Source organism: Mesorhizobium sp. WSM4849, assembly GCF_055811385.1.
Window position 1 is genome coordinate 24,717 of the sequence record NZ_JBVVPW010000012.1, and the last position, 25,257, is coordinate 49,973.

General features: G+C 62.5%; 18 protein-coding genes and 2 pseudogenes. 6 read left to right on the forward strand and 14 right to left on the reverse strand.

Annotation, left to right across the window (positions count from 1 at the left end):
* Window positions 1–24: 24 nt before the first annotated feature.
* Window positions 25–1,113 carry a hypothetical protein gene (locus AC0L3L_RS15175; protein ID WP_473638178.1) on the reverse strand — a complete coding sequence of 363 codons (1,089 nt, stop codon included), beginning with the start codon at window positions 1,111–1,113 and terminating at the stop codon, window positions 25–27.
* A 572-nt stretch (window positions 1,114–1,685) separates the two neighbouring features.
* Between AC0L3L_RS15175 and AC0L3L_RS15180 the strand changes: the two genes are divergently transcribed.
* Window positions 1,686–5,081: an adenylate/guanylate cyclase domain-containing protein gene (locus AC0L3L_RS15180; RefSeq protein ID WP_473638179.1), complete on the forward strand. Its 3,396-nt coding sequence runs from the start codon at window positions 1,686–1,688 to the stop codon at window positions 5,079–5,081.
* A gap of 12 nt (window positions 5,082–5,093) precedes the next feature.
* The gene (locus AC0L3L_RS15185) at window positions 5,094–6,746 is read left to right on the forward strand and encodes an ABC transporter substrate-binding protein (protein ID WP_473638180.1); all 1,653 of its coding nucleotides are present in this window, start codon (window positions 5,094–5,096) and stop codon (window positions 6,744–6,746) included.
* A gap of 543 nt (window positions 6,747–7,289) precedes the next feature.
* Here AC0L3L_RS15185 and AC0L3L_RS15190 read toward each other — a convergent pair.
* Both AC0L3L_RS15190 and AC0L3L_RS15195 read right to left on the reverse strand, forming a co-directional pair.
* A complete protein-coding gene (locus AC0L3L_RS15190) occupies window positions 7,290–8,525 on the reverse strand; it encodes a class I SAM-dependent methyltransferase (RefSeq protein ID WP_473638181.1) in 1,236 nt (411 codons plus the stop codon).
* 457 nt (window positions 8,526–8,982) lie between these two features.
* Window positions 8,983–9,126 (reverse strand): hypothetical protein, encoded by a 144-nt coding sequence (locus tag AC0L3L_RS15195; RefSeq protein WP_473638182.1) that lies wholly within the window; start codon window positions 9,124–9,126, stop codon window positions 8,983–8,985.
* Window positions 9,127–9,296: 170 nt separating this feature from the next.
* Between AC0L3L_RS15195 and AC0L3L_RS15200 the strand changes: the two genes are divergently transcribed.
* Both AC0L3L_RS15200 and AC0L3L_RS15205 read left to right on the forward strand, forming a co-directional pair.
* Complete coding sequence (locus tag AC0L3L_RS15200) at window positions 9,297–10,601, forward strand: adenylate/guanylate cyclase domain-containing protein (RefSeq protein WP_473638183.1); 1,305 nt, start codon at window positions 9,297–9,299, stop codon at window positions 10,599–10,601.
* Window positions 10,602–11,576: 975 nt separating this feature from the next.
* Window positions 11,577–11,891: a hypothetical protein gene (locus AC0L3L_RS15205; RefSeq protein ID WP_473638184.1), complete on the forward strand. Its 315-nt coding sequence runs from the start codon at window positions 11,577–11,579 to the stop codon at window positions 11,889–11,891.
* Between the two features lie 131 nt (window positions 11,892–12,022).
* On the opposite strand, the gene AC0L3L_RS15210 is transcribed toward AC0L3L_RS15205, so the two are convergent.
* Window positions 12,023–12,535, reverse strand: coding sequence for an OmpA family protein (locus AC0L3L_RS15210; RefSeq protein ID WP_473638185.1), 513 nt, complete (start codon window positions 12,533–12,535; stop codon window positions 12,023–12,025).
* Between the two features lie 10 nt (window positions 12,536–12,545).
* Window positions 12,546–13,205 carry a L,D-transpeptidase gene (locus tag AC0L3L_RS15215; RefSeq protein ID WP_473638186.1) on the reverse strand — a complete coding sequence of 220 codons (660 nt, stop codon included), beginning with the start codon at window positions 13,203–13,205 and terminating at the stop codon, window positions 12,546–12,548.
* Window positions 13,206–13,461: 256 nt separating this feature from the next.
* On the opposite strand from AC0L3L_RS15215, the gene AC0L3L_RS15220 reads away from it, so the two are divergent.
* Window positions 13,462–14,610, forward strand: coding sequence for an aminopeptidase (locus AC0L3L_RS15220; protein WP_473638187.1), 1,149 nt, complete (start codon window positions 13,462–13,464; stop codon window positions 14,608–14,610).
* A 158-nt stretch (window positions 14,611–14,768) separates the two neighbouring features.
* On the opposite strand, the gene AC0L3L_RS15225 is transcribed toward AC0L3L_RS15220, so the two are convergent.
* From AC0L3L_RS15225 to AC0L3L_RS15260, 8 genes and pseudogenes are all read right to left on the reverse strand, one after another.
* Window positions 14,769–15,002 (reverse strand): hypothetical protein, encoded by a 234-nt coding sequence (locus tag AC0L3L_RS15225; RefSeq protein ID WP_292180813.1) that lies wholly within the window; start codon window positions 15,000–15,002, stop codon window positions 14,769–14,771.
* A gap of 361 nt (window positions 15,003–15,363) precedes the next feature.
* Window positions 15,364–15,642, reverse strand: a pseudogene (locus AC0L3L_RS15230) (DUF6492 family protein); the annotation flags it as partial.
* 224 nt (window positions 15,643–15,866) lie between these two features.
* Entirely contained in the window at window positions 15,867–18,578 is a 2,712-nt protein-coding gene (locus AC0L3L_RS15235; protein WP_473638188.1) for a CoA-binding protein, read from the reverse strand.
* Window positions 18,579–18,590: 12 nt separating this feature from the next.
* Window positions 18,591–19,874: an ATP citrate lyase citrate-binding domain-containing protein gene (locus AC0L3L_RS15240; RefSeq protein WP_473638189.1), complete on the reverse strand. Its 1,284-nt coding sequence runs from the start codon at window positions 19,872–19,874 to the stop codon at window positions 18,591–18,593.
* A gap of 193 nt (window positions 19,875–20,067) precedes the next feature.
* Window positions 20,068–20,844 carry an ABC transporter permease gene (locus AC0L3L_RS15245; RefSeq protein ID WP_473638190.1) on the reverse strand — a complete coding sequence of 259 codons (777 nt, stop codon included), beginning with the start codon at window positions 20,842–20,844 and terminating at the stop codon, window positions 20,068–20,070.
* Entirely contained in the window at window positions 20,828–21,658 is an 831-nt protein-coding gene (locus AC0L3L_RS15250) for an ABC transporter ATP-binding protein (RefSeq protein WP_095491415.1), read from the reverse strand. The genes AC0L3L_RS15245 and AC0L3L_RS15250 overlap by 17 nt, the downstream gene beginning before the upstream one ends.
* A 13-nt stretch (window positions 21,659–21,671) precedes the next feature.
* Window positions 21,672–22,673 (reverse strand): ABC transporter substrate-binding protein, encoded by a 1,002-nt coding sequence (locus tag AC0L3L_RS15255; RefSeq protein ID WP_473638191.1) that lies wholly within the window; start codon window positions 22,671–22,673, stop codon window positions 21,672–21,674.
* Window positions 22,674–22,718: 45 nt separating this feature from the next.
* On the reverse strand, window positions 22,719–23,801 hold the full coding sequence (locus AC0L3L_RS15260) for a 4-oxalomesaconate tautomerase (RefSeq protein WP_473638192.1): 1,083 nt from the start codon (window positions 23,799–23,801) through the stop codon (window positions 22,719–22,721).
* A 104-nt stretch (window positions 23,802–23,905) separates the two neighbouring features.
* On the opposite strand from AC0L3L_RS15260, the gene AC0L3L_RS15265 reads away from it, so the two are divergent.
* Window positions 23,906–24,820 (forward strand): LysR family transcriptional regulator, encoded by a 915-nt coding sequence (locus tag AC0L3L_RS15265; protein WP_473638193.1) that lies wholly within the window; start codon window positions 23,906–23,908, stop codon window positions 24,818–24,820.
* An 18-nt stretch (window positions 24,821–24,838) separates the two neighbouring features.
* Here the strand turns inward: AC0L3L_RS15265 and AC0L3L_RS15270 are convergent.
* Window positions 24,839–25,147, reverse strand: a pseudogene (locus AC0L3L_RS15270) (DUF6492 family protein); the annotation flags it as partial.
* Window positions 25,148–25,257 lie beyond the last annotated feature (110 nt).

The window sequence follows — 25,257 nt, forward strand, 5'->3', positions numbered from 1 at the left end:
TGCCATTGGCGCTGGGCGCGGGATTTAGGCCGCCGCGGATCGGACACCGCCGGCACCGGCGACTCGTCCAACGATCTTGCTCAGCGTTCGCAGCGTCCAGGCCAGCGGCGCCAGAACCATCCTCAGCAGAAAAGCCAGGACAAGACAGAGTATAAGGTAGGCCGCAAAGGCGCCGAGCCAGGCCGGGAGACCTGCTTGTTCGGCTATCCAACCGGCCGCGTTTGTCAGAAGGTGAGGTCGCGTGATCGCCACATAGGGAAGTGCGACGACGGCGGCGACACCGGCCGCGGTACCGACGGCGGAAAGCGATTGGAACGCACCTTTGCCTGCAGCCCTCAGCTGTGCTATCCGCACAGTTCCGCGACCAGCTGCGGCCACCGGTGCCCTCGCAACGCGCAATGCCTTGGCTGCGGCGCCCATGCCCCCGACGACGATTGCCGCATCGAAGGCCGCCCAACCCATCTCGCCCCAGGTCGGAAGCCGCTCGCCGCGGGTGATCACCCCTTCCAGATCGGAAACGCCGCCCAGGACTATGTTCTTCGCACCAAGCAGTGTGCGGGTGAACTGTCTGCGGACTGCTGTTCCGTCAACAATCTCGAACTCCGACAGCATCTCATGCCCGCGATCCTTGAGCTCGTGAATGGCAATAAGCCCATATTGCTCCGGCGAAATCTCGGCGAGGCCGAATCCCACCTGCCGGTCGTCCCACAGGCTCGAGAGGCCCTGACCGACGGTTTCCTGCAACAAGTACTGCGACGATCCATTCTTCACGAAGTAAGCAATCACCGGCACGACCGGATGGCCGAGACGGTCGAAAACCTCCACGAAATCCGCATCCTCGCCATAGACGAGGAACACTCTGGCTGCATCGTCGCCATATTTCGCCGCTGCCTCATGCCAGCCGAGCCCGCCTGCCGCGCAGGCTGCAAGAACCCATGGCCGAGCCTGCTCCACAGCTTTGCTGCTGAGCGGGCAACGGGTGTCGTCCCGGCGAACTTCCTCTGCCAGCGCGGCTCGCATGACCTCATCCTCGAAGTAATGGGGCTCCCGCCATTCCCATCTGAGCGTCAGGACGATCGCCACAACGAGTGAGGCTGCTAGCAGATATCTCATTCTCAAGGGGGCATCCTCCCGCAGTCATGTCATGCCAAGACGTGCCGAAGCTATCAGCCAATCCCGATGAAGCGATCGTTAGTTCTGGGATGTGGTGGAAATTTGCTGGAGGGTGCGCCGACAGCGGACGTTCCGTTTTCCACCAACCTCGCTGTTCATGGTCATTCTATTTTGGGCCGAGATCGGTCCGGCAGCTTCTGGACTCCAGAAATCGATAGAAGACATCCGATCAGTTTGGATTGAAGTCTCCAACTGACCCCTTCCAGACCTTCGCGAGCGTTGTCGCAAAGGGCTCGAACCGAGCCATTCGCGACATTCCCAGGATTGAGTGACCTGACTTTTTACCTGTGTCAGCGCAATCCCTCAGGCCGCCTCCCCGGTTCAATCGGATGTAGAATACTTTCATTCTCCGCGCCGATGGACGCGGCAGGGTTCCGTCCCCAGCGGAATCCCAATCTCACTCCTCAGCATGCGCTAACCTGCGCATGACATTGATGCCGTCGGACGATGCATCCGGGCTTCGCCCTGCGCTTGCTCGGTGCTAATCTGTCTCGGACTACACGGAGCGTGTCATGGACATTGCCGGGTGGCTCTCGAGCCTTGGGCTCGGCAAATATAGCAGAACCTTCGCCAGGAACGAGATCACGCCCGAAGTGCTCCCGCATCTCTCGGATGCGGACCTCAAGACGCTGGGGCTGCCGATGGGCCCAAGGAAGCTCGTGTTGGCGGCGATCGCGGAGCTTGGCAAGCGCGGTATGGGGGATCCCGCCACAGCGGCCCGAATTGAACCGATCCCTGGAAGTGGTCCACCGCCTCGCCCGGAAGCTGAACGCCGTCAGTTGACGGTAATGTTTGCTGACTTGGCCGGATCGACTGCGTTGTCGGGTCAGCTCGACCCGGAAGAAATGGGAGAGGTGATCCGGGCATACCAGAATGCGGTGGCTGCCGAGATCACGCGTGTGGATGGCCACGTGGCGAAGTACATGGGCGATGGAGTGCTGGCGTATTTCGGCTGGCCGCGTGCACATGAGGACGAGGCCGAGCGAGCAGTGCGGGCCGGGCTTGCCATTGTCGCATCTGTCGCCGAGCTGGCGACGCCCGCGAAAGTGCCGCTGGGGGCGCGAGTGGGCATCGCCACGGGTCTGGTGGTGGTAGGCGACTTGATCGGCGAAGGTGCAGCGCAGGAGGAGGCGGTGGTCGGCGAGACGCCGAACCTGGCGGCACGCCTGCAAGCACTTGCCCAGGTTGGCAATGTGGTCGTGGCTGGAACGACCCGGCTGCTGCTTCGCGAGCTGTTCGAGCTGGTTGATCTTGGCACCCACGATCTGAAGGGGTTCGCCCAGCCGGTGCAGGCATGGCTGGTCATGGGCGAGAGCCGAGCCGAGGGCCGCTTCGAGGCGCTGCACGGGATGCGCCTCACGTCGCTGGTCGGCCGCGATCAGGAGGTAGCCTTGCTCCTCGACCGCTGGCGGCAGGCCAAGGATGGCAGGGGCCAGGTCGTACTGCTGTCCGGCGAGCCTGGCATCGGCAAGTCCCGCATCGCGATCGCATTGCGCGAGCGGCTCGGCGAGGAATGTCTGTCGCTGCGCTATCACGGCTCGCCCCATCGCACAAACAGCGCTCTGTTCCCGGTGCTGGACCAGCTGCGTCGGGCTGCGGCCTTCAGGCACGAGGATGCGCCGGAGGTGAAATTGGCCAAGCTGGAGGCACTGCTTACCGCGGCTGAGCCTGACCCGAAATCGGCGATCCCGTTGATCGCTGAGTATTTGGCGATCCCGACAGGCGACCGCTACCCGGTGCCCAAAGTCGCCCCGGAACAGAAAAAGGCGAAGACGTTTCAGGCGCTGCTCGCCCAGCTTGAGGGCCTCGCGGCCAAGCAGCCGGTGCTCATGACGGTCGAGGATGCTCACTGGTTCGATCCCACCAGCCTTGAGCTGTTCGATCGCATTGTCGACCGGGTCGAGCGGTTGCCGGTACTGCTGGTTGTTACCTTCCGGCCCGAGTTCGCGCCACGCTGGACCGGCCGACCGTATGTGACGCTGCTGACACTCAGTCATCTCCAGCGGAACGAAAGCGCAACACTTATTGACCATCTCACTGGCGGCCGGCCGCTTCCCGGCGAAGTGCAAGCGCATATTCTCCGCAAGACCGAAGGCGTGCCGCTATTCGTCGAAGAACTCACAAAGACCGTGCTCGAATCCGGTCTGCTCCGCGATGCCGGTGAGCACTATGAGCTTGCCGGCCCGCTTCCACCGCTCGCCATCCCCTCGACGCTGCAGGACTCGCTCCTGGCTCGCCTTGATCGATTGTCGCCGGTTAAGGAAGTGGCGCAAATCGGCGCTGTTATCGGCCGCGAGTTCAGTTACGAATTGCTTGAAGCGACGGCACGGAGGGACGAGCCGAAGGTCAGGACCGCTCTGGACGAACTTGTCCATGCCGAACTGGCTTTTTGTCGCGGCAAGCCTCCGGACGCCATCTATACCTTTAAGCATGCACTCGTGCGTGATGCCGCCTACGAGTCGCTACTGAAGAGCCGACGCCAGCAACTCCATTGCCGGATCGCCACGCTCCTCCGTGATCGCTTTCCCGAGCGAGCAGAGGCGGAACCGGAGGTTCTCGCCCACCATGCTACCGAGGGCGGACTGTTCGATGATGCGGTGTCGTCCTGGTACAAGGCGGGCCTCCGCGCCAATCGTCGCTCGGCCCACAACGAAGCCGTTGCGCACCTCTCAAAAGGCCTTGACCTCCTCGCCCAACTCCCCGACAGCCGGGCCCGCGACGATCGCGAGATCGATCTGCAGCTTGCGCTTGGCATACCCTTGGCATCGCTCAAGGGCTATGGGTCTGCCGGGGCCGTCGCCGCCTATACGCGAGCCTGCGAGCTATGTGCCGAACTGGGCAGCGAGACGTCCAAATCCTTCCCCGCGCTGCGCGGCCTGTGCACCGGCCACCGGGCCCGGGGGCAGATGCACACGGCCACCGCCCTCGCTGATAAACTGATCGACATCGCCCGACAATCGGGCGACCCGTCCCTGCTGCTGGAGGCCCACCACGTCAATTGGACGACGCAACACGCGCTCGGCAAGTGGCGCTCGGTGTACGAGCACACCGACAAGGGTCTTCTCCTCTATCGGCCAGAACACTTCTCGCACGCCTTCGTCTATAGTGGCCACGACTCCGGCGTGTGCGCAGCTGCCAAGCAGGGCGTCAGTCTGTGGATGCTTGGCTTTCCGGATCAGGCGTTGGCCCGGGCGCGAGAATCCATTGCCCGGGCCCGCCAACTGCCTCATCCGCCCAGTTTGGAGCACGCTCTCTATTATGCCACCGTGCTGCACTACTTTCGCCGCGACGCCGCGGCGGCTCGGGAGGTAGTCGCGGCGAGGCTTCAATTGGCGCACGAGGTATCTCCGGCCTGGGTCCCCCATATCAGTCTGCAGTTGGCAATGATCGAGGCCCTCGAGAGCGCACAGCAAGTTCCAGCCCCCGTCACCGCCGCCCCGCCGCCGCTGCCAAACGAAATCCTCGGTGACGTCGAAGGAAAGGGCCTTTTTCTCTGTCTTTTCGGATGCGTCTGCGAACTGGCGGGCGACGTCGACACGGGCCTGAGCATGCTGCTGCCAGCAATATCCGAGGCGGAGGCTACTGGCGCGCGCCTTTGGGAGTCGGAATTCAGCCGGCTCGCTGGAAATCTTCTGCTCCTGGCAAAACCCCGTGACTCCGAACAGAGCGAGGCGCATTATCGTCGCGCCATCGAGATCGCTCGCGAACAGCAGGCGCGATCACTGGAGCTGCGCGCGTCGACTTCGCTGGCCCGCCTGTGGGCCGACCGCGGCGATCGGCAAGAAGCCTACGACCTGCTCGCGCCGACCTACGCCTGGTTCACGGAAGGCTTCAACACGCGCGACTTGATCGATGCGAAGGCGCTTCTGGATAAACTGTGCAACGTGGGGATCGCGCCAAAGCCATAATGGGAGCGAGCCATGACCTTCTATAGGAGTAATGGGAATCGTGCTCCGTATCACATCCGGAAAATAGCTGAAGGGGTAAAGGCGGGAAATTTCGACCGCCGCGAATTTCTTGCGATGGCCAGCACCTTCGGCGCTTCGACCGCGATGGCTTACGGAATGCTCGGCTTGGCCGCTCCGAGCAAGGCGCTTGCCCAGGAGACGCCGAAAAGGGGCGGCGTTCTGAAAGTTGCGATGAACGTGAGGGATCCCAAGGATCCACGCACTGCCGATTGGTCCGAAATCGCCAATGCCGAGCGCCAGACGCTTGAGCCGCTGGTGAAATACACGCGCGACTTCACTTTCGAGCCCTATCTGCTCGAGAGCTGGGAAGTAAATGACGAAGCGACCGAATACACGCTGAAGGTTCGGCCGAACGTCACCTGGAACAATGGCGACACGTTCAACGCCGACGACGTGATCTTCAACTTCACCCGCTGGGCCGACAAGAGCGCCGAAGGCAATTCGATGCCTGGCCGTCTCGGCACACTGGTCGACGAAGCGTCCGGCAAGCTGCGCGAAGGGTCCATCACCAAGGTCGACGAAATGACCGTCAAGCTCTCGCTGACGAAGTCGGACATCGGCCTCATCCCGAACCTGTGCGACTATCCCGGCCTGATCGTGCATCACTCCTTCGATGAGACCGGCGCCAACTTCGTCCAGAACCCGATCGGCACTGGCCCGTTCGAACTCGTTTCCTACGATGTCGGCAGCAAGGTCGTTTACAAGCGTCGCGAAAACGGCGCCTGGTGGGGCGGCGAGGTCATGCTCGACGGCGTTGAGTTCATCGACTACGGCACCAATCCTTCAGCCATGGTCTCAGCCTTTGAAGCCGGCGAGGTCCACACCAACCACGAGACCACGGCCGACTATATGCCGATACTCGATGCGCTCGATCTGGTTAAATCGGAAGTGGTCACCGCCTCGACCATCGTGGCGCGCACCAACGTCGCTAACAAGCCGTATGACGACCAGAAGGTCCGTAACGCCCTGCAATTGGCGGTCGATAATGCGGTGGTGCTCCAACTCGGCTACGGCAACGCCGGCACTGTGGCTGAAAACCACCATGTCTGCCCGATCCATCCGGATTATGCGGAGCTGCCCAAGGTGACCCGCGACATCGAAAAGGCCAAGGCAATGATGGCGGAAGCCGGTCAGGCCAACTACGAGCACGAGCTGATCACGGTCGACGAGGACTGGAACAAGAACACGGGCGACGCGATCGCCGCCCAGCTCCGCGAGGCCGGCATCAAGGTCAAGCGCACCGTCATTCCTGGTTCGACCTTCTGGAATGACTGGACGAAGTATCCGTACTCGATGACCAACTGGAACATGCGCCCCCTCGGCATCCAGGTAATCGCCATCGCCTACCGCACCGGCGAGGCTTGGAACGAGGCGGCCTATTCCAATCCGGACCTCGACGCCAAGATCGGCGAGGCGCTGTCGATCGCCGATGCCGAGAAGCGCAAGACGGTGATGGCCGACATCGAGAAGATGCTCCAGGATTCCGGCATCATCATCCAGCCTTACTGGCGCAAGCTCTACAACCACTCGGTGGCCGCGGTGAAGAACCACGGCATGCACCCGACCTTCGAGCACGACTTCGGAAAAGTATGGCTCGACGCCTGAGCCAGAGGACTGGGATCAAGTTGGGCAATGACATCACCAATCTCGTAAACCTTGAACGGGGCTACTAAGGGCCCGTATGGCAATAACTGCTTCAGTTCCTTGACGGGATTCGGCCAATTGCCGCGGCCTAATGAACCTAATCGATTCCATAATTTCTGTACGGACCCTAAGTGCGGGCTCAGAATCCACTCTTAGTCCGTTAGTGGCGCGACCGCGACCCCCAGAGGGTCGTCAACAATGTCTGCTTTCAGGCAGTGGCAACAGTCACCTCAATGGCCGACATCGGCGCAACCGCGACCACTCGAATCGTTCTAGCAATGTCCGCTTTCAGGAAGTGACAATGCTGACGTCAACGTCCGAGATGCGCAAAGCTGTCATTCGTGGCCGACCGCTTTGATCTGCGGACTTGTCGATTGGTTGCACTGGCGCTTCCGTCGGACGAAGATTGACCGGCGGGATGAGTGGGCGTGGCTGTCTGTTGTCATCCGAGTCCTGCAGGGGGAGCTAACCAGCGGACCGGGCCCACTGGTGTAGATAGCGAAACTACGCACTCGTCTGCATCGAGCTCAGTAGGCGTCGCTCTTCTTCGACAATATAATCGCGGATGACTGGGACATCGTCACGGCGAGTCGAGATCAGTATCTGGAAGACAAAATTTGAACCGTTTAGGAAGCCGAGTTCGGCCGACGCCAGATAGAAATCCCACATACGGCAGAAGCGTTCGCCCATCATGGCGACTGCCTCCTCGCGCCTGGCCTCATAACCGAGACGCCAATTGTGGATCGTCCAGTAATAGTGCAGCCGCAAATTTTCGCAGTCGGCGCACCAGATCCCCGTGCGCTCCAACGAGGCAAACACCTCTGACAGAGCCGGCACATACCCACCTGGAAAGATATACTTGCGGATGAACGGCGCCGTCGTACCAGGCGGTGACATGCGTCCGATCGCATGAACCAATGCGAAGCCGCCCTCCTTCAACAATCTACTAATGATCGTGAAATAGCTGTCGAAATGAACGACGCCCACGTGCTCCATCATTCCGATCGAGACAACACGGTCGAACTGTCCGCTGACCTCGCGATAGTCGACCTCGCGAAAATCGATCTGATGAGCGACCCCGGCCTCGATCGCTCGAAGCCGAGACGCCGCCAATTGCTCCGTCGAAACGTTGATCGCCGTGACCTTCACGTCGCAATACTTGGCGAGATAGATGGCGAGAGCGCCCCAGCCTGAGCCGATTTCCATCACATGCATGCCCGGCTCTAGCTTGAGCTTCGCGGCAATGTGGCGATGCTTGTCCATCTGCGCTTGCTGCAGACTGTTGTCCGGTGCCGTGTAATAGGCACACGAATAGGTCATTGTCTCGTCGAGCCATAGCTCATAAAATTTCGTCGGGATGTCGTAGTGATGCTGAACGTTTTTGGCGGCGAGACCGAGCTTATTGTTCTGCTGGCGCCGGCGCAACGCACGCCAGACTTTCCGCAACGCCTTCTGAACAGGGTGGGCTGCCAACCCAGTGCGGTTGACGGAAAAAAGTGACAAGAGGTCAAATGCTTTGCCACCGTTCTCGATCACCAAGCGCCCATCCATGTAGGCTTCGGCCGCCCTCAGTTCCGGATTGAAGAAGATCTCGCGTTCGACCGCTTTGTCGGTTAGGCGGATCGTCACGTCGGGCCCATCCTGTCCACTGCCGAAGGCTTGCCTGAAACCGTCCTCGAATATGACAGTCAGGCGCCCGTTTTTTACAAAACGGGAGAGCAGATTTGGCAGCAGACGCATTGTGGCTCGTTTCTCCTCACTTGCCCCGTAAGTATGACTACCCGGTGTCGGTACATCAATGCCGATCTGGGGGCGGAGAGGGACCGGACTTCAGAAGTCTCCTCCCAATGCCGAAGTAGCGACTCATCCGGGCAGCCTGCCCCGCGATCAGAAATGTCTGCTTCTGGCGCAATAAGATGTCCAGGGTGGTCGCCGGCAGCGTCTGCTATCCGGCAATCGCAAAGATCGCCTCAAGGGCGGACATCGGGCGCAAAGCAGCCATCCAAGGTTTCGGCCTACGGAAGTCGTCTTTGGGTCAGATCGCGTTATGCAACGCTCGCAACTGGATGACCGTAGAGAGCGAAAAGTTGCCCTTGGCTCATCTGCGCGAGCAGGTCGCGCCAGACATTGCTGGCGCCTGCTTCGGCGGAGTGACCAGATCCACCTGCTGGCACAGGGCTTTGCAGTCGCCTTTCCGCTAACCTCTCGCCTTCAGGTCGAGAAGTTCCATATCGAGTTCTTCGCGCTTCCGGGCCAGTTCGAAGATCCACTGTGCGGGCGCCGGCCCGAAACGGGAATCGCGCGTGAAACCAATGATGACCGCGATTTTCAGCTTGGACATGTTGCTACCTCATGCTCCCGATCACGGAAGTCTGCGAAAGGAACGTAGGGAGAAGCAGAAGTCGGCAAGATCGTTTTGTAGACAGTGATGGGGTCAAAGGCCGTATGATAGGAGCTTGGCGATTGCCCCTCGGAAGCCTATCTGTCGTTTGAATGACGCCGCGAGGAATGATGCCGGCTCAACGATCCGAACTCGCTGAAGCATCGCTGTCGACTGGTTCGGTGGGATTGGAATATCCGCCTGATCTCCAGTTGGTCCGGCGCCGACCCATTTCGCTAGTCACGACAGATGATGGCACGGCGCTCGACTGGCTGATGTCGGGGACGGCAGCATCCGCCGGACCGGCAGAGCTGCTGGACGGCGTCATCGCCCGACTGGTCGCGGCAGGCCAGCCGATCGAGCGGGCAACGCTCAACATGTCGACGCTGCATCCGCAGCTTGTGGGCATCACGGCGCACTGGCGCGGAGATCTCGGTGTCTGTGATGAGGTGGAAGTCAACGCGCATGTCCGCGAAACAACCGACTACCTGACCAGCCCCCTCAGGCCGATCATCGAGGAGGGCCGGTCAATTCGGGTGAACCCCCAGGATTCAGTGGCGCAGTCGACATACCCGATCATGCAGACCCTCGCGGAGGCCGGATACACGGACTATTGGGGCTTCGCGCTGAAGCGGGACGACCGCCAGTTTACGCTGATGACGCTTGCCACACGGCAAGCAGGGGGCTTTTCCCGCGCCACCATCGAAGCCGTCGAGGCGTTGCGCCCGGCTCTGGCGCTCAATGTCGAGATCGTCTCGCGTGGCAAGATCGCGGAGCACGTGCTCGATGCGTATCTCGGCCGACGCATTGGCAAGCGGGTCCTCGCCGGTGACATAAGGCGCGGATTTGGCGAGACCATCGAGGCGGTCATCTGGGTATCCGACATGCGCAACTTCACCAGCCTCTCGGATCGCATCGATAGCGCCGAGATGATCCGGCTGCTGAACGCCTTTTTCGAAGGTCTCGTGGATGCGGTGCATGAACAAGGCGGTGAGGTCCTGAAATTTGTCGGTGATGGCATGCTGGCGGCCTTTCCCATTTTCGGCATGCAGTCGGCGCCGGCCGCCGCCGCTGCGGCACTCGCCGCCGCTCGGAACGGTTTGGTTGCAGTGGACAGCCTGAACGAGGCTCAGTCCGGCGAGCCGTCGCGCGACCTTTCCTGGCGGCCGCTCAGCATGGGAATTGCGCTGCATCGCGGTCCCGTATTCTTCGGCAATATCGGATCCAGGGATCGGCTCGACTTCACCGCCATTGGGCGCACTGTCAATCTGGCGGCGCGGATCGAACCGCTATCGAAAACGACCGGGCGGCGCTTGCTCCTGTCCGACAGGGTTGCTGAATTGATCGAAGAGCCCGTCGAGGAACTGGGCGACTTCCTCATCCGCGGCATCCCTGACCCTGTGAGCCTGTTCACCGTACCGGAACACGGACTCTGACGCCGCTGGTTGAAGCGACGCATTGGAGCTCCAAACCTCGCGTCAGCCGGGTTCGGCGGTCGCAATGCGCAACATGGTCGCCAAACGCCGCGAAGCTGCAAACACAATCGGCAAAGGTGGAGCCGCAGCGGGTCCGACGGTCTTCCTGTCTTGGAAAGTCCAAGCGCACCTACCATCAGCAGCTGTGGCCTCCAGCAGCAATCAAATGGCTTCTGAAAGCAAACCCTCGGACTTCATTGAAGCAGCGCCCGATACCACATGGTGGTCCATAGCCAGCCAAGGCGAGGAAAGCTCGCCCCGACACGGTCGTGCTGCCCTTCACGGTGGAAGCAGACTAGCACGTCATGGCGATGGCCTACTGCCAACCCTAGGATCCTGAAAGACATCATGCCTGAAATTGCCAGACTAAGTACGAGCGGCGTCCCCCTCATTAGGCTGGGCTCCTGTCAATGCCGCTTTCCGGTTCGCGAAGACCCGTTAGTGCCCGGCGGCCACCGCTTTTGTGCTGGGCCAACCTCGCCGGACCGCGTCTATTGCGATCACCACCACAGCATCGCTACTGCCGTCGATCCTCGTCGACCCCGTTCGGGGTTCCACCTCGCCCAACGACACGCCGCGTAAACTAGGTGGCGGGCGGCGGCCCCCGAACCGGTCTCAAGGGCTTGACGCGATGCGCTCCACGTCAGGTCGCATACCACATCGTCGGGGCCGATCAGTGCAGTGGGAGACCGCAGACCATGCACTTCTGTTGAAGCGAGCGGTGTGTATTTGTGATCATTACCTCCCCAGCTGTCGACTGGGCCTGCCGCTGAAACCAGCCGCCTGCATATCGGGTGGGCCCCACATTCGACCACACCCCTGCCTTCGGCAATCCGCCCCCCGGGACGGATGGTCGGGCTGTTCGGGGGAGACGTCTCCATTGCTTGCCAAACTAGCCGTGCTACAGTTTTTGGCTCAAGGGCACACGGGCACGGCATGATCTTGAAGAGCCGTTTTTCCAGCCAGCGGCGGCGCATCATCGCCTTCGCCAAGGCGTGGGCGAAGGCCGACCTGGGCCCGGGCCCGCACCGCCCGCAGGCCATTGGTATCCGAGCCCACGTCATCACCGACTACGCCACCAACTGGCTGGCGCAGCATGGCGAGATGCCGACCGGCGTTCACACTGCCCGGGCGACGCGCCCGTTGCCGTGGTGCAGCAGGTTTCCGACACTGGAAGTCGACTTCAGCCCTTTGCATCGTCGGGCCCCCTCTGGGTCAGGAACAGGCCAGCAGCAGCCGTCATGCGCCTAGAGGATCGTCCGAGGCGGCTAGCATGCCAGCGGCGGTCGGTCATTGCCGCCGCCAGGAAGGGCGGACATCGGGCAGCCATGCCGCCGTCGCGTGTGAGACTCTGCTTCGGGTCACAAGCAGAACAGCAGCCCCTACGACTCGTCCCTCTCATCGCGCAAATTAGACACAACGCGGCGGTTCTGCGACCTGCAAGCGGTGTCGGGGCAGTCGCGGACGAGCCTGTCCTTGCCGTAGCCCTTGGCCCACATGCGGTTGCGGTCTATGCCGCCGGCGGCGAGGTAGTCCATCGCCGCATCGGCGCGCTGCTGCGACAGCGCCGTTTCACTTGCGCCGGGATCGTCGGCGAAACCCTGCAGCTTGAGCAGCCAGCGCGGATGCTTTGCTAACCAGGCGATCTGGGTGTCGAGGGTGGCCTTGGCGACAGAATCGAGCGCGGCCGAACCTTGCGTGAAATAGGTGCGGCGGCCGACATTGAGGATAAAATCCTCCTCGCTGCCCGGCTGCACGTTCTGGAAGCCGGCAACCTCGGTGTTGGTGATGTCGGGCGTGGAAGGGGCCAGCGTGTTGCTGGTCGAGCAGGATGCGGCCAGCACCAGCAGGCCGGCGGCGAGCAGCCGGCGCGTGTTTTCAATCATGCGGTTCATGAGGCGCCAATCATTCGACAGTGGTGGAAGCGGGCGCCTGGTCGGCGATGTGCGGCAGGACCTGCACCGCGGTGCCGATCGGGCAGCGCTGGTAGAGGTCGATGATGTCTTCCGGGAACATGCGGATGCAGCCGCTGGAAGCGTCGGTGCCGATGCTCCATGGCTCCAGCGTGCCATGCAGGCGGTAGCCGGTGTCGGCGCCGTTGCGGTGCAGATAGAGCGCGCGCGGCCCGAGCGGATTGTTGGACGCGCCGCCTGCGACCATGTGCGGTAGGTCCGGCTTGCGCTTACGCATTTCGGGGGGCGGGACCCATTGCGGCCACAGCGCGCGGCGGTCGATCGTCGCGCGGCCGTACCATTTGAAGCCGTCCTTGCCGACGCCGACGCCGTAGCGGATGGCGGTCTTGTTTTCCATGATGACGTAGAGGAAGTGGTGGCGGGTATCGACCACGACGGTGCCGACCGGCTCGCTGCTGAAATACTTGACGATCTGGCGATGCCATCTCTTGTCGATCTTGGCGAAGTTGGTCTTGCGATAGACAAAATTGTTGTCACTGGCGGTACCGGCGAAAAAGGATTTTGCCGGCGCGGCTTGAGCAATATTGCTGGTTGCACCCACCGCGACCAGCGCCAGGCCGCCGAGCACGACACCCCTGCGTGATAAAACCATCGGCAATATTCCCCCCCATGCCAAAAGCCTGGCGGACCATAGTTGAGAATTACTTCGCCTCAAAGTGGAAAATGCTGCGTTGCTTCAGTCCGCCGTGTCCGGACATTCGGCATTTTGGCGGCGAGTGACCGAATTGTGACAATCTTGCCGAAGACGAACGTCTAACCTAAACCCCATCCAGGACCTCAACCAAATTAGCGCGACTGTTTGGGACCGGGCGTAGTTGCGACGTTTGCCCTATCCGGACGTGTGAGCAATGCCGTGGGCAACCGTGATGCGTGTATTTTTTCGTTCGGTTGCTGCGATGATCGTGATGTCCGGCGTGGCAGGTTGCACCAGCATTTCCTACTACGCACAATCCTTGAAGGGTCACGTGGAGATCATGGCGGCGCGCCAGGATGTCGGAGAGCTGATCGACGATCCGTCGACTCCTGGGACATTGCGCGCTCGAATGGCATCGGCGAGCGCCATCCGACAGTTTGCGATAGATGACCTAGCGCTGCCGGACAACAATAGCTACCGCAGCTATGTTGACGTTGGTCGGGACGCGGTGACATGGGCCATCTTCGCAGCGCCGGAATTCTCGCTGACGCCACGAACATGGTGCTTTCCAGTGTTCGGATGCGTTCCGTACCGAGGGTACTTCTCCAAAAGGTCTGCGATTGAAACCGCTGTCGAACTTCAGAGACAGGGCCTGGACGTCTATGTGACGGGCATCACTGCATATTCCACGCTCGGCTGGTCAAGTGACCCGCTGCTAGGCACCATGCTCAGCCAAGATGAAACGTATCTTGCAGGGTTAGTTTTCCACGAGCTGGCCCACCAACGCGTCTATGTGAAGGACGATTCCGCATTCAACGAGGCATTCGCTGTCGCCGTCGAAACAACCGGCGTGAGAAAATGGCTGCGCGCGGCTGGTGATACCGGCGAATTGCGCCGTTACGAAGCCGACCGGAGGCGCAGAGCTCAATTTCTTGCGCTGGTGTCGCAGACCCGAGACGAGCTAAGGCACGTCTATGACGACTCCAGTACCTCGGACCAGAAGCGGGCCGCAAAGACAGCCGCGATCGAACGGCTGCGGATGCGCTACCGAGAGATGCGCGACAGTCGCTGGCGTGGATACCGGGGATACGATGTCTGGTTCGATTCTCCGATTAACAACGCGAAGCTCGCCGCGAGTTCCGTCTACGGCGATCGGGTGGCGACGTTTCTCCGATTGTTCGATTTGTGTTCGGGCGACTATCCAAGGTTCTACGCGTTGGTTCGACGGATCGGCGCGTTAGACAAATCTGACCGCGCCGAAGCGCTCAAGGCGGCAGATTCATGCGATTGGGCCGGTCAAATCCGAAGGCCAGAAGCGGCGCATCGGTCGCTGATGTACTCGGCAGCCGGCACAGGTGATTGAATTGACCATTTGTCGGCCGATTTCCTAGGTATTTTGACGTCGGCGGGGCCGGAAGCCGCATGTCGGCCTACAGAAGCCAAAAGCGGACTTGCCTGAACTCCCCGCGGGATCCTGGACCACAATGATTGCCGGCGGGCCGTGGCGCCTCAGCGTGCACCCTACGAGGCCGAAAACCTCACGCTCACGCCGCGCTGCCGAAAATAAGCCTGCATTAGCTTGCGGCCCGAACGGTTGTTCTGCGCCAGCCTGGTCGGATCGAACACCGCTTGTTCTATCCCCTCTCGCGTCAGCGCTGCTTTGAGCGCCGCGATATGTGCGTCGATGTCGGCATTGTTCGCCTGGAGCGATGCATAGATGCTGTCGGTCGCCTCGGCCACGGTCGGCTCGCTCATGGGTGTACTCCTTTGGCTATTCGGGCGGCGGCTTAGCACAGATCAGCGGCTTCGCCGATACCGGTAGAGATTCGAGCGGCCGTTGGATCGAATTCGCTCTTCCGGCGGGATCATGCCGGCGGATAGCCGCCAATCCATTGGATTGCACGGTATTGACTCGAGCCCATCACAACGACTGAGCGAACGGCGGGATTCGGGATCGAGCTGAGCGTCGACGAACGGCTGAGATGCGGCGCACAACAGCCGTTCCGTGAGTGGAGTGTGAGAGTCGTATTCGGGTCAGATCGCGTCATGCGCCCCAACTAAACATCCGCAAAGGGATCGAACCCGGTCGTTAAGAGTGATTGGGTTTTGCCCAAGACTAGTCGAGCCCGATCAGGCGGCGGATGCGGCCGACATCGGTGCCGATGAAGGACTGCATGCCGATGGCCACCTGTTCCGGCGCCATGGCGGCGACGAAGCGGCGGAACTCGTCATCCGACAGCGCTTCGCCCGTCCAATGGACGCGGCAGAACTCCTCCGAGCGGTGGAAATGGCCGACGCCCTCGAGTACGTCGTCCACATAGCGGCCGTAGATCATGCATTCGGAGAATCTGCGCGACGCACCGACGATTTCGACCCAGTTGCGGCCATGGGTTTTCCAACGCGGGCCGATGTCGATCCAGCCCCAACCCTCGTGCCGCGGCCCGCATCGAAAAACCTTCAAAAACCGGACATCCATTCGGGCGAAGCAAATGACCGCTAAGGGTGTGGGTTCCGGTCATTCTTAAAGTCAAAGCCAAGGCCGGTGTGGGATCAGTTCAGTATTCCGCGGCGGCATCGCGATGGTGCGGACCGCGGGCTGGTGGCGGGCGGGGTCCGCCATCAGACCACGAAGCCGCAGGCGGGCGGGGGGGTGCGGGTGTCCATGTTGCGGCCGCGGTTCAGGTGGTCGTCGATCTCGGCGGCCGCGCCGATCATGCGACCGTATAGGAAGACGGTGAAGGCAGCGGTCTCCAGGTCGCGCTCGGTCAGGGTGCCGGACTTGAAGTCCTTCCACAGCAGCGCCAGCAGCAGCGCCGCAATTACCGCGTCAACGTTGACGCAGAAAACGTAAGGCGAGGCACCCTGATCGTGGAGTGCCTGGACGAGCTCGCGGTAGAAGGCGTGGAAGACGTTGTACTTTCCTTGCCGCGCCATGAATTCCGCGATGAAGCGCTCGCGCGGATCGTGGTTGACGGGCTTGCCTTTGAAGACCGGGTGATGGACGCCGGGGAGCGCGCGGACCTCAGTGCCGAGCTCCTTGGCCTGGGCCTTCTCGCGGCGGTACGTGCGCGCGAACGCCGTCGCCATCGCCTTCAGGTCGAGGCCGTGGGCTGGATCGGAGGGGTCGGTCAGCCCGGCGTCCTTGAATTGCTCGAGCAGGAAGGCCATGCCCTCGAAGCCGTTGCCGCCGTGGCTGTAGCCGGTATGGGTAAGGAAGCCGACCATCGCCTTGTTGATCTGCACGCGCGCGGGCGTCTGTGGCCCGTCCGCCGAGACCGCGCCCTTGGCACCCTGAGCCGAGATCGACCCAGGGCCGTTCGAAATCAGGAGCCCAACGAGCATCTGCAGCGGCAGCGCCTCCTCGGGGGTGGGCTTCTTTCCAGTCATGGCGAGGAAGCAGAGGTCGGCCATCGTCCATTGCCCAAAGCGCTCGTCGCGTGGGATGCCCCATAGCGAGCCCGACCGGTGGTGCTCGCCGGGGATTGTCGCGCCGACCATGACGCCATAGAGCCGCAGGTACCAGGGCAGTGTCTCGGCGGTAAGGCGCGAGATGCGCTTGCGCATCAGCGGCCCCCAGGCGATCGTCGTGGCGATGGCCGCGAGAATTGCGTCCCGCGACAACCGGCCGCCCAGGCCTCCAAGGAACTTCAGGAACGCCGACCTGCCGCCGCGGGCTGCGATCGCCGCGAGCATCGCCTCTGGACGCGGGTCGGCGGCCTCGGCCTCGGTGGCCAGGAACAGCGCCCGGGTGGCATCGTCACAGACAATCCCGGAGGCGTCGAATTCCTCGTCGCGCCCGTCCCTGAGGCCCGAATGGGCGAAGAGCCCGATCAATGCCCGGGTGCAGCCGAGCGCCCGCTCCACGCGCTTCGGCCCGACGATGGCGGCGGCGGTTGCCATCACCGCATTCGGAGCATTGCCGGCCTCCCGCGCCGCGTCGGCGGCGACGAGGATCGGGTCGCCGACGAGGTTGACCTCGGCTGCGACCGCGACGTCGAGCATCGCCCGGTCGTTCTCGGTGGCGATCTCGTGCACGAGCGGCAGGGCGAAGGTCGCCTCCAGCGGCTCAAGCGCGAGATCGAGCACTGAATGGCCGTGCACGCTCGTCACCTGGGTTTTCGGGTCCATGACCGACGCGCCGGACTTGTCCTTCATGTTCTGCCGCGCGACCACCGCCCCGACCTGGGCGCCGAGCGCGGCGATCTGGCCGGCGTAGGGCTCGGGCGCGGTGACGGCCGGCATGGCGAGTTCGGGCGGCAGCCGCAGGCCCTGGTCGTTGGCGACCCAGGGCTTCAGCGCGAGGTCCCCACGCGGCGCGAAGTCGGGCGCGGCGCCGTTGAGCGCCATCACCGCGGTGAGGGCGGCGGGGATGTCGGCGATGTTGGTGACGACGGCGCCCTTCGCGGTCACGACCGGGTCCTCGGGCGTGAAGAGGCCAGGCACGCCGAAGGCCTCCATGAACCAGCGCTCCTTGTCCTCGGCGCTGTCGCCCGAGCCGGCCATAGCGCCGGCATGCCCGACGGCACGGGTCAGCTTCGACTTCCAGCGGCCGACGACGCAGGCGACGACGGGCTTCGTCCAGCAGATGCCCTGCTCGTAGTAGCCGCCGGGTTCGGCATAGAGCACCGCCGCCTTGGAACGGTCGTCGTTGCCGAAGGCGTGGGCGAAGTCGGGCGCGGCGTAGTGGATGTAAACGTCCTTGCCGGAGGAGACGAGCGTCGTCGTGCCCCAGCCCGCAGTGGCGAGATACTGGGCGATCGTCGTGGTGAAGCCGCCGGAGTTCGAGAAGATCGCGACCGAACCTTTGAGCAGCGACTCCTCTGGCTTGTCGCCGCCGAGCGCGCCGCCGATGCGCACGCGGTTCCACGAATCGGCGACGCCGAGGCAGTTGCCGCCGATGATGTCGATGCCGTTCGCCTGAGCCATCGCCCGAATCTCGCGGGCGTCGTGCACGGAGATCTTCTCGGTGATGATGACGATCTTGCGCAAGCCCGGGTTCACCCGCACGAGCTCGGCCACGCCGTCGCGCACGCCCGACGGCGGCAGGTAGACGACGCCGGTATCGAAGGCGTGGCCGGCGTCGAGCCCCTCGCGCACGTTGTTGTAGACCGGGATGTCGCCCACGGGCGTCTTCAGCACCTGCCCGCCGCGGCCGGGCGAGGTGCCGAAGACCACGTTGCCGCCGGAGAAGACGTGGCTGGTCGGCGTGACCGTGCGCGACTCGCCGCCGAGGATGTTGAGTACGCAGACCCGGTCGTCGCGGGTCGCGATATCGGCCAGTGACCGGAGGCCGAGGAAATAGGGAAAGCCTTCGATGCCCTTGTGATACATGTCCGTCCTCCCTCAGGCCGCCGAGGCCTTGAGCCCCAGGATAGCGGCGATCTCGTCGCGGCCGCCGGCGCGCATCCACGTGTCGACGCGCTTGGCGTAGTTCACGACCTCGGAGATCGCGCTGTCGAAGCCGAAGAAGCGGTAGGGCAGGCCGAGCGACTCCAGCGTCTCGGCGAGGTTGCCCATACCGCGCACCAGGTTCGGACCGCCGCGTCCTACGACGACGTAGAGCGGCGTCGGCCCGTGCGCGGCGAAATATTCGCGCAGCGCGTCGCCCATGCCGCGGAAGGTCTCGAGGATGTCGGTGTTGTTCGACTTGCCGCCGATGATGAAGAGCACGTTGGTCTGGGCGAGGAAGTGCCGGTAGCAGATCGAGGCCACCGCCTTCATCTTCTCGTAGGGCGGGTTGCCGCCGAAGTCCGACGAGATGATCGCCGCCTCGCCCAGCACCTCGGTGACGAGGCTGTTGGCGCCGCCGCCGAAGGTCGGGGCAAGGATGGTGCCGCTCTCGTTGATCACGAAGACGTCCGACTGGCCCTGGTGGGTGCGCAGTTGGTTCACCTCCTGCTCGAAGGCAGAGATGTCTGCCGCGAACAGCTGGTCCGGCAGCCCGAGCCGACCTACGCGCGGGTCGTCGCGGTCAAAGCCGCACTTGAAGTCGCAGGCCACCGGCGTCAACCGCCCGTCGCGCCCGGGACGCATGCGGATCGGGTTCAACTCCAGCGTCGTCATGCCGTAGTGATGCATCAGCTCCCAGAGCTTCGGCAGGTGCTGCACCAGCGGCGAGATGATCTCCCGCGGCGCGCCAATGTCCGTCAGCGCGTTCGCCACCACAAAGGCCTTGAGCCCCGTGAGCGCCTCGAAGGGCACGGTGGCGATGTCGGATTTATCGAGATCCTCGATTTCCACGCCGCCGCGGTGGGTCAGCGTCATGGTCGGCGCGCGGAAATGCGTGTCGTCGGTGATGGCGAAATAGACCTCGTGCTCGGCGGGAATGCCGGCCTCGAAGGTCACGCCGTTCGCCTTGGCGAAGGCGTTGCCGTGGCGGTGCTCGGCGAAGTAGAGCCGCTCCTTTTCGGCGAGCGCGGTCTTGAGGTCCCGCGCCTTGCCGATTAGTCCCGCCTTGCCCTTCTTGCCGACGCCGCCGCGGAAGACCGGCTTGACGAAGATCAGGCCGTGGCGGGCGATCAGGTCCTGGATCGCGTCTTCGCCAGCGTCGGGCCCGTGCACCTCGGACGCGGGGAAGTCGACGTGGCCGAGCAGCCTCGACCCATAAAGCATGCCGTTGAGTTGCATAGCCGTCCTCCCCAATGACCAGGCGTGGTTCGGTCGTTTGACCTGATGGGCACTCAATTTACGAATTTGCCGAGGTCGATGGAGCGACCAGGTTAGGCTCAGACGCTCGCGGCAACAAGCGCCCGGCTAGCCTCAGTTCCGTCGTCACCTTGGTCGCCGGCCAGCATCATTGCCGACCGGCCTTCGGCACCCGTCAGGTGGCCCGGCTCTCGGTCGAATGCGGGCTCCACCTGATCAGACGGGCCTCGGCGATGTCGAGGATGCGGTCGATGATCAGCACGAACATCGCGAGGATCATAATGCCGGCGAAGACGCCGACCGCATCGAAGTTGCCTTCCGCCTGGGCAATCAGATAGCCAAGGCCGGCGGAGGCGCCAAGGTATTCGCCGATGATCGCGCCGACTACCGCGAAGCCGACCGAGGTGCGCAGCGACGATAGGATCCAGCTGGCCGCGGCTGGGAAGTAGACGTGGGTCAGCAGGCTTGAGCGCTTGGCGCCGAGGATCCGCGCGTTCGCCAGCACCACCGGGTTGACTTCCCGCACGCCCTGCATGGCGTTGAAGAAGGTGATGAAGAACACCAGCGTCACCGATAGCGCCACCTTCGACCACAGCCCGAGGCCGAGCCAGAGCACAAAGATAGGAGCGAGCACCACGCGGGGGATGGCGTTCAGCGCCTTTATGAACGGGTCGAGGATGCGATAGGCGCCACGGCTAAGCCCTAGCCAGACGCCGGCCGCCACGCCGAGGGCGGTACCAATCACGTATCCGAGCACCGTCTCGGTGAGCGTGATCGACACGTGCCTGTAGAAGCCTGGGTCGATGATCCAGGCCACGATCTGCTTCATGATGTCGAAGGGGGCAGGAAAGAAGAAGACATCGATCACTCCGGCTTCCACGCCGAGCTGCCACCCGCCGACAATGACGACCAGCAGTCCCAGCTGGATCATACGTTCAGTCATGGCGTTCATAGCTTTTCTCCACTTCGCCGCGCAGGGACGACCAGATATTGCGGTAAAGATCCATGAAGCGCGGATCGAGTTTGATTTCCGAGACGTCGCGCGGCCGGGCGAGATCGACGGGGAAGCTGTCGATCACGTGGCTGCAAGGCCCCGCAGCGAGGACGACCACACGGTCGCCGAGCGCGATGGCTTCCTCGAGATCGTGCGTGATCATCACCACCGCGCGGCGCTCCTCCTGCCAGAGCGCGAGCAGCTCGTTCTGCATCAGGTGGCGGGTGTGGATGTCGAGCGCCGAGAAGGGCTCGTCCATCAGGATCACCTTCGGGCCGGTAATCAGCGCCTGCGCCATCTGAACACGCTTGCGCTGGCCGCCCGAAAGCTGGTGCGGGTAGCGTTGCTCGAAGCCCTTCAAGCCCACCTTGGCGAGCCATTTCATGGACTGTTCGCGCCTTTCGTTCGCGCCTGTTCCCTTGAACATCGGCCCGAGCTCGACATTTTCGAGCGCCGTCTTCCACGGAAGGAGCGCATCCTGCTGGAAAAGGTAGCCGATGTTGTTCTGGACGCCATGCACCGGCGCTCCGTCGATCGAGACAGTCCCGCTCGCCGGCTTCAGAAGTCCGGCGATGGCGTTGAGAATGGTACTCTTGCCGCACCCTGTCGGACCGACGATGGCCAGAAACTCGCCATCCGCAACAGTCAGGTTGACATTCTGGACGGCGATGAAGGTGCCAAAGGACATGGTGACCGAATCGATCGACACCATCGGCCTTGGTTTGTCCGGGCTCATCATCGTTGTTGCCGACTTCACTACGGCCAGTGCCATGACTTCCTCCTTGTCAGTTGGCGACGTTGCGCGGCGCCTTGCCAACGAAGTCATTCGTGTAGGTCTTGGAAAGGTCGATTTCAGCCGCCGCGACCTTTTCGTTGAAGCTTTTCAGAACCGCGAGTGGGGTTTTGACGTTCTCCTCGCTGATGAGGCCATCCGTCAAGAAGATCGCCTTGGCGTTTTCGACGGCCCTGATGTAGGTCTCGCGGTCGCCGGAGATGAATTCCTTTGGCAGTTTTTCGACGATTTCTTCGGCCGAATGGCTGTCCATCCATTCGAGCGCCTTTACCGTTGCGTTGGTGACCTTCTGGACCGTTTCCGGATTGGCGTCGATGTAGTCCTGGGTGGCGTAGAGAACCGATGTCGGATAGATGCCACCGTAGATTTCCTTGGCACCTTCGTCGCTACGTGCGTCAATCAGGATCTTGCCCACGCCCTTTGCTTCGATGAAAGTGGCCGCCGGGTCGTAGTTGACGAGCAGGTCGACCTTGCCCTGTTCGAGGGCTGCGACAGCAGCGGAGCCGGAGCCGACGCCGATCAGCGACACGTCGTCGGCCGACAGGCCGTTCCGCTGCAGATAGTAGCGGACAAAGAAGTCGGACGAGGAACCAGGCGATGTGATACCGACTTTCGCGCCTTTGATCGTTTCCGGCTTAGACGGGTCGAAGGTGCTATCCTTGCCGCCGGCCAGAACGAGGCCGGAATTGCGGGCGAGCTGGATGAATGCGACGACCGCCTTGTTCTGCGACTGCATCTGGATCGTGTGATCGTAAAAGCCAACGGCGATATCCGTCGAGCCAGCCACGAGCGCCTGAAGGGTCTTCGAGCCGCCCGACGCGAAGTTCTCTACGGTAACCTCCAGACCCTCCTTCTCGTAAAGGCCGAGGCCGGCTGCGACCGGGAAAGGCAGGTTGTTGAGGTTGTAGGAACCGACGCTGATGCGCACGGATTCCGCCAGGGCGGAGCCCGCAAAGGCAACGGTTGCCGCAAGGGCGAGCATGAGCTTACGCATGATTTTCCTCCAAGTTATGTGGCGCCCTCCCGGCGGCCACGGTCATTATGCCGCGCAGACGAACTGCGTGACAGGTTTTGCGAAAACATGTCCTTCGAATAGGCGGCGGGCGGTGCGCAGGATGCCCGCGACGATCTTGCCGTTCCTGTCCTGAAGCTTGACATCGAGATGGCCGCTCGGATGCTCGATCGACAGGACCACCGGTGGTTTGCGAGTGCCGATCAAGCGGGATGCCACCGTATTTTCGGTGATGCAGGCCGTCGCAATCCCAACAGCACCTGTCGTGGCAAGCGAAGGATGGCACTGGTGCGGCATGAAATAGCGCACACTGATGTCGCCGTCTGCCCTTGGCCGGGAAATCAGCACCGGCTTCGGTATCACCTGGTTGCTGACATCACCCATACCCATTCGCTCACCGGCGGCGATGCGCAGGCTCTCGAGCCGTTCCAACAGCGCCTTGTTTCCGTTGAGTTCGGCGGCGGTCTCGAATCCGCTGACGCCGAGGGCCTCAGCCTCGAGGAGTATCATTGGCATGGCGCAGTCGATGCAAGTGACGCTGACGCCGTCGATGACCTCGTTCGGTTTGCCTGTGGGAAACAGCTGGCCCGTGCGGGCGCCTGCTGCATCCATGAAGGTAATCGCAATCGGCGCCGCGCTGCCTGGAACGCCGTCGATCGCCGCGTCGCCGAGATAGGAGACGCTGCCGTTGGGCGTCGGGACTTCTGCCTCGATCAGCTTTCCGGTGTTGACGTTGTGAATCCGGACGAGCGTCGTAGGACCCTGCACCGGCACAAGCCCCGCCTCGATGGCGAAGGGACCGACGGCGGCAAGCATGTTGCCGCAGTTGGGTGAGATGTCGACGATCTGCTGGTCAACGCGCACCTGTGCGAAAAGATAGTCGACGTCCGCGCCCTTGATGCTTGCGGGCCCGACGATGGCCACCTTGCTTGTGACCGGATTGCCGCCGCCAATGCCGTCGATCTGCAGCGGATGCCCTGACCCCATGACCGAGAGCAGAATCTGGTCACGAAGTGCCGGATCGGACGGTAGGTCGGAGGCGAGGAAGAAGGGCCCCTTGGACGTGCCGCCGCGCATCAGAGCGCACGGAATGCGGATCAGATCATTCATCGTGCGACATCCTCCCTTTCATGCGCTTTGTGGTTCAATCATCTTGTTTGTTACGCGAATCCGATTAATATGAGAAATGCTAAAATCGGAGCTTTTGATGCGTCATGCACATTAACTGTGAAATCCTGGACCTCCGCGCCTTTCTGCTCGTCGTGGAGCTCGCGAGCTTCCACCGGGCAGCGGAGTCGCTCAATCTCTCGCAGCCGGCGCTGAGTCGTCGCATTCAGAAACTCGAAGGCTCCATCGGCGCCCCCCTCTTGGAGCGGACGACGCGCCATGTGGCGCCCACCGCCGTCGGCGGGGAGCTGGTCCCGCTGGTGCGCCGCATGCTGGAGGAGTTTGACGGTTCGCTCTTCGCCTTCCGCGAGCTGGGGGAGCGGCGAGGCGGTCTTGTCACCATCGCCTGCTTGCCGACGGCGGCTTATTACTTCCTGCCCTCAGTGATCCGGCAGTTCGATGCGCAATACCCCAACATCCGCTTCCGGATTCTCGACCTTCCGGCGACCGACGGGCTTCAGGCGGTCGCGCGCGGGGAGGTCGAATTCGGGGTCAACATCATGGGTTCGTCCGATCCCGACCTGACCTTCGAGCGTCTGATCGAGGACCCCTTCGTTCTCGCCGCACGAAAGGAGCATCCGCTGGCATCAAGGGATATCCTGACCTGGCAGGATCTCGTCCCCTACCATCTCATCACCGTCCATCGGTCGAGCGCGAACCGGATCCTCTTGGATGCCGCGCTGACGAAGTCGAACCTCGCGCTGCGCTGGTCCTATGAAGTGACGCATCTCTCGACATCACTCGGTCTGGTCGAAGCCGGTCTCGGGATATCGGTCCTGCCGCGCATGGCGACCCCGCAAGGCGACCATCCGTTCCTGGTCACAAGGCCCATCCGCGATCCCGAAATCTCGCGAACGATCGGGGTCGTGCGTCGACGCGGCGCATCGCTCTCGCCGCCCGCCGAGAGGTTCATGCGGATGCTGATTGAAACCTGGGGTGAAGCTTCAACGCCTCTAGAGTGATTGGGTTTTGCCCAAGAACTAGTCGAGCCCGATCAGGCGGCGAATGCGGCCGATATCTGTGCCGATGAAGGACTGCATGCCGATGGCCACCTGTTCGCGCGCCATGGCGGCGACGAAGCGGCGGAACTCGTCGTCCGACAGCGCTTCGCCCGTCCAGTGGACGCGGCAGATCTCCTCCGAGCCGTGGAAATGGCCGGCGCCGTCGAGCACGTCGTCGACATAGCGGCCGTAGATCATGCATTCGGAGAATTTGCGCGACGCACCGACGATTTCGACCCAGTTGCGGCCATGGATCTTCTCGATCCGCGCGTACATCGCCGTCACGGTTTCTTCGTGTTCGGCATGTTCGGCCTCAGACAAGTGTCGCTGCGCCCGATGGCGGTTCGTGGTCCGTCCTGATCTTCCGTCCCAACAGGGGCTTCCCCGCCCCGCGACGA

What these genes read in the sequence shown, in the direction of transcription:
- AC0L3L_RS15175 (WP_473638178.1), bottom strand. Translation starts at nt 1,113, where the DNA reads ATGAGATATCTGCTAGCAGCCTCACTCGTTGTGGCGATCGTCCTGACG.
- AC0L3L_RS15180 (WP_473638179.1), top strand. Translation starts at nt 1,686, where the DNA reads ATGGACATTGCCGGGTGGCTCTCGAGCCTTGGGCTCGGCAAATATAGC.
- AC0L3L_RS15185 (WP_473638180.1), top strand. Translation starts at nt 5,094, where the DNA reads ATGACCTTCTATAGGAGTAATGGGAATCGTGCTCCGTATCACATCCGG.
- AC0L3L_RS15190 (WP_473638181.1), bottom strand. Translation starts at nt 8,525, where the DNA reads ATGCGTCTGCTGCCAAATCTGCTCTCCCGTTTTGTAAAAAACGGGCGC.
- AC0L3L_RS15195 (WP_473638182.1), bottom strand. Translation starts at nt 9,126, where the DNA reads ATGTCCAAGCTGAAAATCGCGGTCATCATTGGTTTCACGCGCGATTCC.
- AC0L3L_RS15200 (WP_473638183.1), top strand. Translation starts at nt 9,297, where the DNA reads ATGCCGGCTCAACGATCCGAACTCGCTGAAGCATCGCTGTCGACTGGT.
- AC0L3L_RS15205 (WP_473638184.1), top strand. Translation starts at nt 11,577, where the DNA reads ATGATCTTGAAGAGCCGTTTTTCCAGCCAGCGGCGGCGCATCATCGCC.
- AC0L3L_RS15210 (WP_473638185.1), bottom strand. Translation starts at nt 12,535, where the DNA reads ATGAACCGCATGATTGAAAACACGCGCCGGCTGCTCGCCGCCGGCCTG.
- AC0L3L_RS15215 (WP_473638186.1), bottom strand. Translation starts at nt 13,205, where the DNA reads ATGGTTTTATCACGCAGGGGTGTCGTGCTCGGCGGCCTGGCGCTGGTC.
- AC0L3L_RS15220 (WP_473638187.1), top strand. Translation starts at nt 13,462, where the DNA reads ATGCCGTGGGCAACCGTGATGCGTGTATTTTTTCGTTCGGTTGCTGCG.
- AC0L3L_RS15225 (WP_292180813.1), bottom strand. Translation starts at nt 15,002, where the DNA reads ATGAGCGAGCCGACCGTGGCCGAGGCGACCGACAGCATCTATGCATCG.
- AC0L3L_RS15235 (WP_473638188.1), bottom strand. Translation starts at nt 18,578, where the DNA reads ATGTATCACAAGGGCATCGAAGGCTTTCCCTATTTCCTCGGCCTCCGG.
- AC0L3L_RS15240 (WP_473638189.1), bottom strand. Translation starts at nt 19,874, where the DNA reads ATGCAACTCAACGGCATGCTTTATGGGTCGAGGCTGCTCGGCCACGTC.
- AC0L3L_RS15245 (WP_473638190.1), bottom strand. Translation starts at nt 20,844, where the DNA reads ATGAACGCCATGACTGAACGTATGATCCAGCTGGGACTGCTGGTCGTC.
- AC0L3L_RS15250 (WP_095491415.1), bottom strand. Translation starts at nt 21,658, where the DNA reads ATGGCACTGGCCGTAGTGAAGTCGGCAACAACGATGATGAGCCCGGAC.
- AC0L3L_RS15255 (WP_473638191.1), bottom strand. Translation starts at nt 22,673, where the DNA reads ATGCGTAAGCTCATGCTCGCCCTTGCGGCAACCGTTGCCTTTGCGGGC.
- AC0L3L_RS15260 (WP_473638192.1), bottom strand. Translation starts at nt 23,801, where the DNA reads ATGAATGATCTGATCCGCATTCCGTGCGCTCTGATGCGCGGCGGCACG.
- AC0L3L_RS15265 (WP_473638193.1), top strand. Translation starts at nt 23,906, where the DNA reads ATGCACATTAACTGTGAAATCCTGGACCTCCGCGCCTTTCTGCTCGTC.